The organism is Rheinheimera sp. (assembly GCF_037442345.1).
GTDB lineage: Bacteria > Pseudomonadota > Gammaproteobacteria > Enterobacterales > Alteromonadaceae > Pararheinheimera.
In genome coordinates this window covers 1-13,866 of sequence record NZ_JBBIQL010000001.1, presented here as the reverse complement: position 1 = coordinate 13,866, position 13,866 = coordinate 1, and the positions used below count along the sequence as shown (strand labels likewise).

10 protein-coding genes and 1 pseudogene are annotated in these 13,866 nt (G+C 51.3%); 2 read left to right on the top strand and 9 right to left on the bottom strand.

The genetic code is table 11. The features are described 5' to 3' along the window. Window positions 1–32: 32 nt before the first annotated feature. From WKJ04_RS00055 to WKJ04_RS00030, 6 genes are all read right to left on the bottom strand, one after another. Window positions 33–1,040 (bottom strand): isocitrate dehydrogenase, encoded by a 1,008-nt coding sequence (locus WKJ04_RS00055; protein WP_337840679.1) that lies wholly within the window; start codon window positions 1,038–1,040, stop codon window positions 33–35. Window positions 1,041–1,161: 121 nt separating this feature from the next. Next, on the bottom strand, window positions 1,162–2,883 hold the full coding sequence (locus WKJ04_RS00050) for a hypothetical protein (RefSeq protein WP_337878547.1): 1,722 nt from the start codon (window positions 2,881–2,883) through the stop codon (window positions 1,162–1,164). Further along, window positions 2,852–3,235 (bottom strand): DUF3192 domain-containing protein, encoded by a 384-nt coding sequence (locus tag WKJ04_RS00045; protein ID WP_337878546.1) that lies wholly within the window; start codon window positions 3,233–3,235, stop codon window positions 2,852–2,854. The genes WKJ04_RS00050 and WKJ04_RS00045 overlap by 32 nt, the downstream gene beginning before the upstream one ends. Then, entirely contained in the window at window positions 3,235–4,047 is an 813-nt protein-coding gene (gene xni, locus WKJ04_RS00040; protein WP_337878545.1) for a flap endonuclease Xni, read from the bottom strand. Before xni ends, WKJ04_RS00045 begins: the two co-directional genes overlap by 1 nt. Before the next feature lies 1 nt (window position 4,048). Next, complete coding sequence (gene ppnN / locus WKJ04_RS00035; protein WP_337878544.1) at window positions 4,049–5,404, bottom strand: nucleotide 5'-monophosphate nucleosidase PpnN; 1,356 nt, start codon at window positions 5,402–5,404, stop codon at window positions 4,049–4,051. Window positions 5,405–5,476: 72 nt separating this feature from the next. Then, a complete protein-coding gene (locus WKJ04_RS00030) occupies window positions 5,477–7,027 on the bottom strand; it encodes a diguanylate cyclase (RefSeq protein ID WP_337878543.1) in 1,551 nt (516 codons plus the stop codon). Window positions 7,028–7,444: 417 nt separating this feature from the next. Between WKJ04_RS00030 and WKJ04_RS00025 the strand changes: the two genes are divergently transcribed. Then, the gene (locus tag WKJ04_RS00025; protein WP_337878542.1) at window positions 7,445–9,208 is read left to right on the top strand and encodes a M61 family peptidase; all 1,764 of its coding nucleotides are present in this window, start codon (window positions 7,445–7,447) and stop codon (window positions 9,206–9,208) included. Window positions 9,209–9,274: 66 nt separating this feature from the next. Here the strand turns inward: WKJ04_RS00025 and dapD are convergent, their stop codons facing one another. From dapD to map, 3 genes are read right to left on the bottom strand one after another with little or no spacing between them, the layout of a single operon-like run. After that, window positions 9,275–10,099: a 2,3,4,5-tetrahydropyridine-2,6-dicarboxylate N-succinyltransferase gene (gene dapD, locus WKJ04_RS00020; protein WP_337840672.1), complete on the bottom strand. Its 825-nt coding sequence runs from the start codon at window positions 10,097–10,099 to the stop codon at window positions 9,275–9,277. A gap of 4 nt (window positions 10,100–10,103) precedes the next feature. Then, entirely contained in the window at window positions 10,104–12,728 is a 2,625-nt protein-coding gene (glnD, locus tag WKJ04_RS00015) for a [protein-PII] uridylyltransferase (protein ID WP_337878541.1), read from the bottom strand. Between the two features lie 29 nt (window positions 12,729–12,757). Then, window positions 12,758–13,549 carry a type I methionyl aminopeptidase gene (gene map, locus WKJ04_RS00010; RefSeq protein ID WP_337878540.1) on the bottom strand — a complete coding sequence of 264 codons (792 nt, stop codon included), beginning with the start codon at window positions 13,547–13,549 and terminating at the stop codon, window positions 12,758–12,760. A 239-nt stretch (window positions 13,550–13,788) separates the two neighbouring features. On the opposite strand from map, the pseudogene rpsB reads away from it, so the two are divergent. Then, a pseudogene (gene rpsB, locus WKJ04_RS00005) lies at window positions 13,789–13,866 on the top strand (30S ribosomal protein S2); the annotation flags it as partial.

The following is a 13,866-nucleotide window of genomic DNA, read 5'->3' as shown; positions in this document are numbered from 1 at the left end:
ATAAAAAAGCCGCTTAACAGCGGCTTGTTCGGTTAAAGGCGTTCCAGCACTGCGGCGGTAAAGTCTGTGGTACCGTGGGTACCGCCTAAATCGCGGGTGGTGCGGTCGCCCGAAGCGATCACATCTTTTAACGCAGCCAGAATTTTTTCGGCTTTGTCTTTCATGCCGAGGTATTCCAGCATCTGAATAGAGGCCAGGATCACTGAACTTGGATTGGCCAGGTTTTTACCGGCGATATCCGGCGCACTGCCGTGCACTGCTTCAAACACCGCGCAGTCTTTACCAATGTTGGCACCCGGGGCCATACCCAAACCACCGACTAAACCGGCACAGAGGTCAGACAAAATATCGCCAAACAGGTTAGTGGTGACAATCACATCAAACTGCTGCGGGTTCATCACCAGCTGCATACAGGCGTTGTCGACGATCATTTCGCTGAATTCGATATCCGGGTAACGGGCCGCCACTTCACGCGCTGTCTTCAGGAACAAACCTGAGGTCGATTTCAGGATATTGGCTTTGTGCACTGCAGTCACTTTTTTGCGCTTTTCACGACGGGCAGTTTCAAAGGCAAACTCAACAATCTGCTCTGAGCCTTTTTTCGTCACAATGCTCATGGCTTCCGCCACTGTGCCTTCTTCTTTGACGATTTGGCCAGCGCCTGAATACATACCTTCAGTGTTTTCACGGATGGTGATGATGTCGATATTCTCGTAACGGGCTTTGGTGCCTTTAAATGAAATTACCGGCCGTACGTTGGAGTACAGGTTAAATTTCTTGCGCAAGGTCACGTTGATTGAGGTGAACCCTTCACCAACAGGTGTAGTCAGCGGGCCTTTTAAGGTGATTTTATTCCGGGCAATCGCATCCAGAGTGGCTTGAGGTAACAATTCGCCGGTTTTTTCCAGCGCGGTTAACCCTGCGTCCACATACTCGTAACTGAAGTTACAACCTACTTTATCCAGAACCTGAATAGCAGCTTCAACAATGCTTGGACCAATGCCGTCACCTTTGATCACGGTAATAGTTTGAGAACTCATAATAATCCTTACGTAGACAGGTTGATGCCAGCACCGTTATTGCTTGAAGTCTTGGGTTTACCCAGAGTGCCGGCCAGAAAAAACGGCGCGAATATAGCATTTTTGGTGGTTAGTTTCCACTTTATGCGCTTATTTGCTGGGAAACAGGCTGATTTTGCCGGGTTTCGTTGCCTAATGCTGAAATTAAATTACAAAGAGGTGACAGCTCTGTTGAAGGCTGAGTTGCCGCTACCAGAAGCTGCTGGTAGTGGCTGGCCGGTTTCAACTGGCGCTGACTGCTTTGCTGCAAAAAACGCAGGCTTTGTTCGAGTCGGGCAGGCTCATCGTCAGACACCGCAAACAGGCTGATTGCCAGTTCCATGGCGGCGGCAAGCAGCAGTGCCTGAGGTGATGTCTGGGCGTGCTGAGGCAAGGCCCTGTAGTGTTTTGCCGCGATCAGCCAATCGACCGGGCAGTGCAGATGGACCAGTACTTTGTTCAACAGCTGCTGGTACTGCGCCTGCTTCCACAACTGCTGCTTTAAATACAGTTCCAGATAGCTGCGCCCCTGCGGGCTGACGAGAGGGTAAAACCTGGCATCATTTTGTTGCCACAAAGGCCAGACACAACACCAGGCCAGCGTATTGGCACTGAAGCTGTTCAGACCAAAAAAGTTCAGTTCCTGGTCGAGTTGCAGCAGTGCCTGTTGCAGCACCAGGCGGAACTGCAGCAACTGATGATGCCAGGGGTGAGCCTGCAGCAGGCAATGTTGAGTCAGCCAGCTTTGCTGCAATACGGCCGGCAGGTTCTGCTGGCCTATCAGGGCGATCGCATGTTTTTCTGACTCCAGCTCCAGCTGATGGCGGCTTAATGCGGACGCCTGCTGTTTCACCAGTGCGGCAAGCTGAGGCTGTTGTTGTAACATCCTGCTTTGTTGACTGACAGTTTGAGCGGCGCTGAGCTGTTGCAGCCAATTCAGGTTTGGCAACTTGTCCGGTGCTGCCAGCTGCACGTCGCTTTCCTGCCAGAAACTGCAATAAAACCAGTCGGTAAAAGTTCTTGGCTGTAGCAGGCTCAGGCCATCGTCAGCTAATTCAACCACCTGGCCGAACTCTTTTTGCTGTTTGTTAAAGCAGACCAATCGCAGCAGCCCCTGATGAGGCACCGGGTTTAACAGCATCAGCAATTGCTGTTCTTCATCCTGTAAAAACCGGCCTGTCAGCCAGAGTGAGTCCTGGCTGATTGCTTGCCATAACAACAGTTCTGTCTGATCCGCCTGAGGCAGCAACGCCGCACTGATCTGCTCAAGGCCTGGGTAACGGCCAGAGCCCGGCACCATCAGCCGGGCTACTTGCCAGCAAAAACTCACGATCTGAGCTGTGCTGCTGCTTTGCCAGAAGGGACGGTTTTTGGCTTTGTAATCTGTTAGTTTAAAAACAGCGTTCAGGTTCAGTTGCTGACAAAGCTCTGGTTGTTGTTTCAGGCTCAGCAGCGCCGGGTAACGCTGCTGGGAGGCACTGAGTTCTGCACTGTCACCAGCCAAGGCCAGTGGTTGCACCAACAAGGCATGCAGTATCAACAGACACCAGCTGTCCGGCAGTTTCAGGTTGCGTTGCAATAAACAGAGCAAGGCTGTTTGTTTGACGGCCAGTAAGGCCAAAATGGACTGTTGTTGTGGTGTCAGAGATAACTGACTGAGCAGCAATGCCGGATGGGTCTGGCTCAGGGCCAGTAAAGCCGCTGCCAGCTGTTGCACCTGACCGGCGCTGACAGGCGTCGAAGCATACAATGCCTCAGCCTGCTGATAGAGCCCGGCCAGCAGGTTCAGCCTTTTATCTGAGCTGGTTGTACTGTTCAATTGCATTTTCGCCTATAGCGATCAGTTGATTGTTTTTAAACAACAGCGCTGTGCATTCATCTTTGGTGGTAATACCGTCGCTTTTGGTTCTGTGCGTCCGGTAATACATCATCTGGTAAATTTGTTCTGACACCAGAATGGCTTCGGTAATGTCGGGCCCGCCAAGCGCTGCAATCACTTCAGTCCGGCTTATGGGCTGCTTCATATCCATCTTGTAAATCAGCTTGGTGTTAAAGGCTTCTCTGTCCTGCCAGTCCATTTGATCCGGCTCATCTTTATAAAACAGCAGCACCAAAATTGTCAGGGCCAGATACAACAATATGCCGCTTCCAAGCAGTAACCAGACTTTTTTACTCATCAATCTGCCCTTTGTGGCGAATAACGGAATTGTTGCAGGTTCAGCCCCAGGCGCAGATCCGTTTTCAGGCTAAGGATCTGCATAAAAATCATCAATTCTGCTTTGGCGGCAAGAATTTTCTGCTTCAGCTTTTCCGGGCAGTCCGGATGACTCAGCGCCGTTTTGATATCAGCTCCCAGCTGCAGCAATTCTGCGGCTGTTTTAGGGCCTATACCCGCAATACCGCTAATATTATTCGTTTTATCCCCCACCAGGCTCCAATATCGGACTAACTGCTCCGGCAACACGCCAAATTTCTGCAGCACTGTCGTGGCATTGTGCTGAACCCTGTTGAAGTGGTCATACAACTGTACGCCTGAGGGCAGCAACTGCAGATAACCTTTGTCAGTGGAGACTATGGTGGCCTGTTGCTGATGCTGGCGCATTTGCATGGCCAGGCTGGCTATCAGATCATCGGCTTCCTGCTCAGGCAATTGCACAGAGCTGAAGCCGTTGTCCTGCAGGCGTTGCTGCAGCGCTGGCAGCGCCAGCTGCAAATGCTCCGGCATAGGGTGCCGGTCTGCTTTGTAAGGTGGGTACAAGCGGGCACGCCAGTTCAGGTGTGGTTGTTCAAATACCAGCGCCAGATGGCTGGGTTCAAACTGACGCACCAGTTTCTTTAACACCAGCAGCGCCTGTTCACTGGTATTAAACAGCAGCTGCTCGCCTGTGGCGGCAGAGTAGGGGGTTGCCGAATGCAGAAAAGGCCTTTCCTGTGCGGCATAAAGCCGCCGCACCAGGTTCAGGCCATCAATCAGTAACAAATGCGCCATGTCATTTCAGTATTTGATAACAGGGCTCGTACTTGCTGCCAGGTAATTTCATCCGGCCCTGTTCAACAAAAGCCTGAAGCAGTTTGTCCATCAGGGCCATCAGTTTGGGTTCGCCTGATAATGTAAAGGGGCCATGCTGGCTGATCGCTTTAATGCCTTCATCTTTGACATTGCCTGCCACTATGCCGGAAAAAGCCCGGCGCAGATTGGCGGCCAGACGGGCCTTATCTTGTTCCAGATGCAGGTCCAGTGCAGCCATATTCTGGTGGGTTGGTGCAAACGGATGCTGGAAGTCTGGATCTATATGCAAGGTCCAGTTAAAGTGGTAAGCGTCGCTGGTTGTTTTACGGTACTGTCGAACTTCTGCACAACCCTGTTTTAATTTCTGTGCAACGGCGACCGGGTCGTCAATCACAATCTCAATCAGGCTGAGCGCCTCTTTACCCAGAGTTTGTTCAATAAAACTGGCCAGTTCAGCAAAATAAGCGGCACTGCGCTGCGGGCCCGTCAGGATCACAGGTAAGCGCTGCTCTTTGTTTTTTTCATGCAGCATAATGCCAAGCAAATACAACAGTTCTTCTGCGGTGCCGGCACCACCAGGGAAAATAATGATACCGTGGGCCACACGGATAAAAGCTTCCAGCCGTTTTTCAATATCCGGCAGAATCACCAATTCATTCACTATAGGATTGGGTGGTTCTGCGGCAATGATGCTTGGCTCCGTCAGCCCCAGATAGCGGCCATGGGGATTGCGCTGCTTGGCGTGACCTATAGTGGCGCCTTTCATGGGGCCCTTCATGGCTCCGGGACCACAACCTGTACAGATATTCAGGCCACGTAAACCCAGCTGATAACCCACCTCTTTGGTGTATTTGTATTCCACTTCGTTGATCGAGTGCCCGCCCCAGCAGACGATCATGCTGGGTTCAATACTGGCATCAATCACCCTGGCATTACGCAGAATATCGTAAACCGAATGGGTGATATGGTCAGTGTTGCTTAAATCCAGCCGGTTCGCGTGGGTTAATTGGGTATGGTAAAACAAGATGTCGCGCAGCACGGCAAATAAATGCTCATGAATACCACGGATGATCTGACCATCCACAAAAGCCGACTGCGGAGGGTTAAACAACTCAATTTTGATCCCTCGTTCACGCGCAATCAGATTGACGTCAAAATCTTTAAACTGCTGGTATATTTCGGCGGAACTGTCGGTATGACTGCCCACATTCAAGACGGCCAGACAGCAGTTGCGAAATAACTGAAAAGCGTCAGCACTGGTGTTGGATTTAAGGCGGTCAACTTCCAGTTGAGACAATAACGACATGGCCCCCAGGGGGTTTAACTGTACGTGCATAGATGACATCCTTATGCTTTGGCTGAGTAGGGCGGCACGATTTCAGGAGCTGGCCTGAAACCTTGGCTCGCACTAAGGTTTTAGCACCACTCTGTCCCGTCCGGCGCGCTTGGCTTCATATAAAGCTTCATCAGCCCGGTCAAAAGCCGCTCTGTTGGTATCCGAGGCTTTGAGTTCAGTGGCACCAAAAGAAATCGAGATTGGGACGTTTTTGTCTTTAAACTTAAACGGAATTTTTTTAATACGTTCCCGCAGATGATTCAGTGGCAGGTTTAATTCCCCCAGGCTGGTTTCCGGAAACAGAATAATAAATTCTTCTCCGCCATAGCGGGCGATAAAGTCGGTGTCGCGCAGGCTTTGTTTTAAGGCCTGGGCTATGACTTTTAAGGTTTTATCTCCAGCGCTATGCCCGTAGTTGTCATTGATCTGTTTAAAGAAATCGACGTCAGCCAGGGCGATGGTTAAAGGCTTACCATAACGCTGCCAGCGGCGGATCTCCAGTTCAAAACGTTCGTCAAAAGCAGCGCGGTTAGGCAGTTCAGTCAGAGCGTCCTGCAGGCTGCGGAACTTTTGTTCGGACAGGCGTTTTTTAAACTGGCGGGCTTCGTCTTCAAGTTCTGCCAGCCGTTGTTCCATGCTTTTTAAGGTGCTCAGGATCAGCTCACGCTCATCTTTTTCCAGCGCTTCTTTCTCTTTCAGTGAGAGACTGATAGCGCCGAGCTTGTGGCTGACTAACTGCTGCAATTGTTCCAGTGACGTCGCGTTTTTACTTTCAGCGGACAGGGCATCAATTTGTTGTTCTATCTGCTGGTTCAGTTGCGTCAGTTTGTCGCGGAAATTCTGGCTGCCGCTCAGCGACGACAACAGGTTCTTTTGCACTGTGTTCAGCGCATCATTCAGTTTCAGCAGAAAATGTTGGGCAGACTGTCGCTCGTCAGTAACCGAGGCAATGATAATTTCAATGGTACGCAGGCAGCATTCCAGCAGCACCTCAATGTTGATATCAGACAGCAGGGTCAGACGGATTTTTTCGACATCGGCGGCATATTTGGCCTCAAATGCCAGTTCACTGAGCAGATTGGTCAGCTCCACGGAGATCTGACGGCAAACATGCTGGTATCTGTGCTCGTCGGTCAGGCCGGCTTCTTGCTGTTGCTTGGTGCCCAAAGCAGTCTGGTACAGCTCGGTCAGCGCGGTAATATGAGGTAAAAACGCATGCACTGTGGCTGAAGGCTCATCGACCCGGTTTAACAATTCCCGTAAATCACGCCTTAGTTGATCCGGCAATCCCCGTTGTTTTTGCAGCAATTTACCTGCTTCTGACAGAGTGTTTTGCGCTTTTTTCAGGTCTTGCTGCTGTTTGGTTTCCAGCAATTTCAACGATTCGGACGTGGATTCGACCAGCGGCAGAATTTTTTCCAGATCGGTGCTGCGGTTAAACTCCTGGCGTAGTTTGGCCAGCTTGTTATCCAGCTCTATATCAATACCTTTGCAGGTCAACGACAGACGGGCTACAAACTGGGACAGAATTTTAAACTGGGATTCGTAGGTGTCTTCTAATTGCTTGCGCGCCTTCAGAGCACTCGCCAACTGCAGTTTCAGGTCGTTTGGTTGTTCGGCCACTCGTATTACTCTCCGCGCACAGAAATACGGCTTATTCTGGCCTAAGTATATCCGGATTGACTTTAAAAGCGACAGTAGTCAATTGAAAAAAATGAAAAAAACGGACCACAAGGGTCCGTTTCATCAGCAATTGTAGGGTATGTTTGACCGGTTACTTTTTGGTTAAATAGTAGGGTAACCAGTTTTGTTCTTCGGCAGAGGTCAGATAGTTCATAGTGTTCTCTTTAAATCTGCTTTTATTTGTCCGGTTGGACCTAGCGTATTAAACCAGAGTACGGAACAAAAGTAAAAGTTAATTTGAAAGTTTTCATGATGGGTTACATTTTTTTGATCGCTTCAAGCCAGCTTCCTGCCGCCGGAAAAGGGTAAGTTATTGGATTTATGGTATCTTTGCTGTATTCGTTCTGGAGGTGTCGTTTGAAGTTTCTGAAAGTTTTGTGTGTGTTGATCAGTTTGCTGTCGATGAGTTGCTGGGCGCAGGTGCAGTATCAAATCCGTATAGAGCAGCCAGAGCACCATCTGGCTCAGGTCCAAATGCGTTTTGAACAGCCCACAGCCGGAGCCGTCACGCTGCATTTACCCGCCTGGCGCAGCGGGAAATACCAGATTATGGACCTGGCCAATGGAGTCAGCCTGTTTAACGCCAGGATGGCAGATGGCACTGCAGTTCCTTTTGTAAAAACAGAAAAAAGCAGCTGGCGGCTGCAGGTGCCACAGGCCGGGGAACTGGTGGTCAGCTACCAGATTTATGCCAATCAGCTGGGGGGGCGTACACGCCATATTGATGAAACCCATGCCTATATCAATGCCAGTGCTTACCTGATGTACTCGGAGCACACCAAAGCACTGCCGTTGCAGGTTGAACTGCAGGTGCCGCAAGGCTGGAAATCGTACTCCGGGATGCAGCGTGGTGCAGCAGACCACAGCTTTATCGCCGCCAACTATGACGTGGTCGCCGATTCACCGATTGAAACTGGTGTAAGCCAGTACCGCAGTTTCACTGTCGATGGCAGAAAGTACGAGCTGGTGTTGTGGGGGGAAGGCAACTACAACCCCGACCAAATGCAGACCGATTTGAGTAAGCTGGTGGCGCAGGCCGACAGCATCTGGTCTGGTTACCCTTACCAGAATTACCTGTTTATTGTGCATGCAACGGACGGGGTACGTGGCGCCACAGAGCACTTAAATTCCACGGTGATCCAACGTGACCGTTTTAGTTTTGCCAGCCGTACGGATTACCTGGAGTTTTTAAGCACGGCGTCCCATGAGCTGGTGCATACCTGGAACGTTAAAGCGTACCGGCCTGCCGAACTGGTGCCCTACGACTACCTGAACCCGAATTACAGCAGGTTGTTGTGGATCTCCGAAGGCAGCACCAGTTACTTCCAGAACCAGTTGCTGCTGCGTGCCGGCCTGATGAGCAAAACCGAGTTTTACGCTGATATTGCCAAACGTTTGCAGCGTTTCCTGCAGACGCCGGGGCGCGAACTGCAGTCAGTCGCCGAAAGCAGTTTTGATAACTGGATAGCTTTGGGTGGTGACCATGCGCTGAACTTCAGTGTGAATATTTACAGTGAAGGTTACCTTGCCAGCTGGTTGCTGGACTTGTGGCTGCTCGAGCATTCAGACCGTGAGGCCAGCTACCGCGCGCTGCATAACCAGCTGTATCAGCGTTTTGGCAAAACCACCGCCTTTACGGCAGAGGATGTACAAAAAATTGCGTTGGATTTAACAGGCTCGTCGTTGCAGCCATTTTGGGCGACTCAGGTCGAGCAACCTTTAAACTTCCAGCCTGCCGAGCTGTTGAAAGCCTTTGGTTTAGAGTGGCAGCCAGGCAAAGAGCAGGAGATTTATACCGGTGTCAGCAGCGCTGAGCACATGGGCTTTTCGTTGCTGAAAACTGTCGAGCGTGGCTCTGCAGCCTGGAACGCCGGTCTGACAGCGGAGGATCTGGTGGTGGCGGTGAATGACCTGCAACTGAAAAAGGGGCTGGCGGAGCGGCTGAAAGACTTTAAGGCAGGCGACAAAGTGCAGCTGAACTTCTTCCGACAGGGCCGGCTGCAGCAAACCGAACTGGTGCTGCAACAAAAAGCCAAAGGCCCAGGCCAGGTGGTACCTGTGGCCAAACCAAGCCGGGCACAAAAAGCCATGCACCAGGCCTGGTTGGGTGTGGCTTTATAAATCGGTTCCGGCAGCGACAAAAAAGCCAGCATCAATAGCTGGCTTTTTTGTCAACGGCTCAGGCTGTTATTCGACACTGCGCAACAGGGCATTAATGCCTACTTTAGCGCGGGTCTGTGCGTCCACTTTTTTCACAATAATAGCGGCATACAGACTGTGTGAACCGTCCTTGGACGGGATAGAACCAGGCACCACCACGGCACCCGCAGGCACCCGGCCGTAGCTGATTTCGCCGGTTTCCCGGTCATAAATACGGGTGGACTGGCTGATATAGACCCCCATAGACAAGACGGCGCCTTCTTCCACTATCACGCCTTCCACCACTTCAGAGCGGGCGCCGATAAAGCAGTTGTCTTCAATAATGGTCGGGTTGGCCTGCAGCGGCTCTAACACGCCACCAATACCTACACCACCAGACAGATGGACGTTTTTACCGATTTGAGCACAAGAACCGACAGTGGCCCAGGTGTCCACCATAGTGCCTTCGCCAACATAAGCGCCGATATTGACGTAAGATGGCATCAGCACTACGTTTTTGTCGATAAAGCTGCCTTTACGCACTGCGGCCGGTGGCACCACACGCATGCCTTCGGCGACAAAACGTTCATGGCTATAATCGGCAAATTTCATTGGTACTTTGTCGAAGAAACGGTTTTCAGCCCCATCCATTACCTGGTTGTCATTGATACGAAACGACAACAACACGGCTTTTTTCAGCCACTGATGGGTAACCCATTCACCGGCGATTTTTTCAGCCACCCGGGCTTTGCCGCTGTCCAGTAACTCAATGGCCTGCATCACGGCGTTTTTCACTTCTGCCGTGACTGTTGCTGGCGTAATGGCCATACGGTTGTCAAAGGCGGTTTCAATGATGCTTTTTAACTCTGTCAAAATATCAGTCCTCAGTCTGTGGAGTTAATTGCTCGACCAGCACCTGACGCAGCCGGGCTTGTTGCTCGGCATCCAGCGCCTGATCCTGACGGGTAGAAATCATAAAAAAGTCTTCAGCTTTTTCCCCAATGGTGGTGATTTTGGCTGCATGAATGCTGACCTCACATTGTTGAAATACGGCACTCAGATTGGCCAACAGGCCTGGCATATCCAAAGCGGTAATTTCCAGCATGGTGCGGTGTTTGTTCTGAGCCGGTAAGAACACCACTTTCGGTGGCACTGTAAAAGAGCGCATCTGGCGCGACAGACGTTGTTTGCCATGGCTGGTGGTGCCTTTGCCCTGAATAAAAGTTTCCAGCGCCCGTTTTAAACTTTGCAGACGGGAAGGCGAGGTGACAGGTTCGCCGTTTTGCTCCAGCACCACAAAGGTGTCCATGGCATAACCATCTTTGCTGGTCATGATCTGGGCGTCGTAAATGGTGACCTTTTTGCTGTCGAGCGCTGCCACCAAGCGGGCAAACAAGCCTTCCTGATCCGGCGTGTAAACAAAGACCTGGGTGCTGCCACGGTAGGGCGTTTTATCCACCAGCACCAAAGGCTCTTTCGGGTCTTTGTGGCGCAGAATATGTTCAGAATGCCAGACAATTTGTTTCGGACTGTAGCGGGCAAAGTAGTCGGCTTTGACACGGCTCCACTGGTTCAGCACTTCATGTTCGGTAAAGCCTTGTTTTTGCAGCAGCTTCATTGCCTCGGCCTGATTTTCGCGGATTAAATCACGCAGGTCTATCGGTTTTTCCAGACCACGGCGCAAAGCCTTTTGAGTGCCAAGGAACAACTCGCGTAATAAGGAGCCTTTCCAGTCGTTCCACAGGTTGTCGTTGGTGGCGCGGATATCAGCCAGTGTCAGACAATAAAGGTAGTTCAGCCGCGTCTCGTCACGCACCTTTTCAGCAAACTCGGCAATCACCGCAGGGTCATGAATGTCGCGACGCTGCGCAGTGACCGACATCAGCAAGTGGCTTTCCACCAGCCAGGCCAGCAGCTTGCTGTCAAAGTCACTTAATTTGTGCAACTTGCCAAATTCCCGGGCGTCCAGAGAACCCAGCTCTGAGTGGTCACCGCCGCGGCCTTTGGCGATGTCATGGAATATACCGGCCAGGTACAACAGCTCGGGTTTTTCCATCCGTTTGACAATTTCAGTGCAAAGCGGAAATTCGTTTTCAAAACCCGCCTGGCTGTAGCGGTACAGGTTTTTCAGCACCCGGTGGGTGTGTTCATCCACTGTATAGGCGTGGAACAAATCAAACTGCATCTGGCCAACGATATTGCGCCAGGCCGGCAGGTAAGCCGCCAGAATGCCGTGACGGTGCATCAGGGTAATGGCTCTGTCCATACCACGCGGGTGCCTTATGATGGTCAGAAATAACTGTCTGCAGGCTTCATAATCCTGCAAATCGCCCATCAGACGGCGACGCACCAGGCGTAACAAACGGATCGTATCCGAATGAATGCCGGTAATATTGGAGTTATTGGCAATATGCCAGAACAGCCGCAGAATGTTTTCGCGCCGGGCAAAGACGGCGTTGTCGGTCGCGCGGATAAGCGGGCCGACCAGTTCAAAATAATCGTCCAGTTTCAATTGCTTAAACTTGGCGTGGCTGTTCAGAATACTGATTTCAAAATGCTGCAGCAGCATGTCGTTCAGCTCAGTGACACGCTGCACCGTCTGAAAGAAACGCTTCATCATGCGTTCAACCGACGCTTTGCCATCATCACCAAAGCCCAGCCGCTGCGCGACCGCCGGCTGGTAATCAAACAAAATGCGGTTTTCATTGCGGCCCGATTCAACATGCAGCGCAAAACGCATTTGCCATAAATAGGCCTCACACTCCATCAGTTCCTGGTATTCATCTTCAGTCAGGTACTGATAAGCCACCAGCTCCCGCATGGTGCGGGTATTAAAGTGTTTTTTCGCCACCCAGCCAATGGTCTGGATATCGCGCAGGCCTCCCGGGTTGGCTTTTAAATTGGGTTCCAGGTTATAGGCCGTGCCATGGTACTGCGCATGGCGCTGCTGCTGCTCATCGCGTTTGGCCTGAAAGAACTTTTGTGAGCTCCAGAAACTGTCTTTGCTGATCTGTTGTTGCAACTCAGCAAACAGCTCTTTACTGCCGGTCAGCAGGCGCATTTCCATCAGGTTGGTGGCTATGGTGATGTCATCTTTACCCAGACTGACGGTTTCTTTCACCGTGCGTACGCTGTGGCCGACCTCCAGCCGTAAGTCCCACAGCAGGGTAATAAACTGACTGATTTGCTCTTGCTGCTGCGCGTTGGGCCGGCTTTCAGTCAGCAGCAATAAGTCGATGTCTGAGCAGGGGTGCAGCTCGCCACGGCCATAACCGCCGACGGCAATCAGCGCATAGTGTTTGTGTTTGGACAGACCAAAATGTTGCCAGAGTGCGCATAAGGCGTCGTCGACAAACCGGGCACGGGCTTTCACCAGACTGGCGATGGTCTGGTGCTCAAAGGCCACTTTCAGCCAGTCGTTAAAGTCGGCAAAATGCTTTTTGTAGCTGTCCAGGCTGCAGCTGGCAGGTAAAGACTTGTTGAATGCCAATGCCATATTCATCGCTTTACCTCATCATTGCCGCCAGACGGTCAGCTGGCGGTCAGGATCCGTTCAATGGTGTCGTCCTGACGTAAGGTCAGAATTTCGCAGCCGGTTTCAGTGACCAGAATGGTGTGTTCAAACTGCGCAGATAAACTACGATCTTTGGTGATAACCGTCCAGCCGTCTTTCATCAATTTGCTGTGGCGTTGACCCGCGTTAATCATCGGCTCTATGGTAATGGTCATGCCAGCTTTTAATACTTCACCTGTGCCAGGACGGCCGTAGTGCAGCACCTGCGGGTCTTCATGAAAGGTGGCGCCAATGCCGTGGCCGCAGTATTCGCGCACCACTGAGTAGCTGTGTTTTTCGGCGTGTTGCTGGATCACATGGCCAATATCGCCCAAACGGGCGCCATCTTTCACTTTCTTCAGACCCAGGTACAGGCATTCCTGCGTCACTTTAATTAAACGCTCTGCCAGGATGCTTGCTTTGCCAACCACAAACATTTTGGAGGTATCACCGTGGTAACCGTCTTTAATGACCGTGATATCAATATTGATAATGTCGCCGTCTTTCAGTTTTTTATCGTCGGACGGAATGCCGTGACAAATTACATGGTTGACTGAGGTACAAATCGATTTTGGAAATCCATGGTAGTTCAGCGGGGCAGGGATGGCCTGTTGCACATTGACAATATAGTCGTGGCAAATCCGGTTCAGCTCTTCTGTGGTGACGCCAGCCACCACATGAGGCTCAATCATCTCCAGCACTTCGGCGGCCAGACGACCAGCGACACGCATTTTTTCAATTTGATCCGGGGTTTTGATGGTGGCGGCCATGGGGTTCTCTCTGCTGCAAAATTACACAATGCATTGTGTTTCAAGGGGACATATGGTATAAAGCGCGCCGCAATTTGGCAAATCGGATTCGGTGAGTCAGTTGCTTAACTGCGGTCAAGTCGCCGCGAATTACATAACACACATACATCGACACATAAGCCGGGGTGCCAATACGCCAAGCGTAACGGTCGGCTCTATGGGATGTATGGAGGCCCAACCCCATTAGAGGACTATTCTAAATGGCAAAAGTTTCTATGCGCGATATGCTCCAGGCGGGCGTACACTTCGGTCACCAAACCCGTTACTGGAACCCAAAA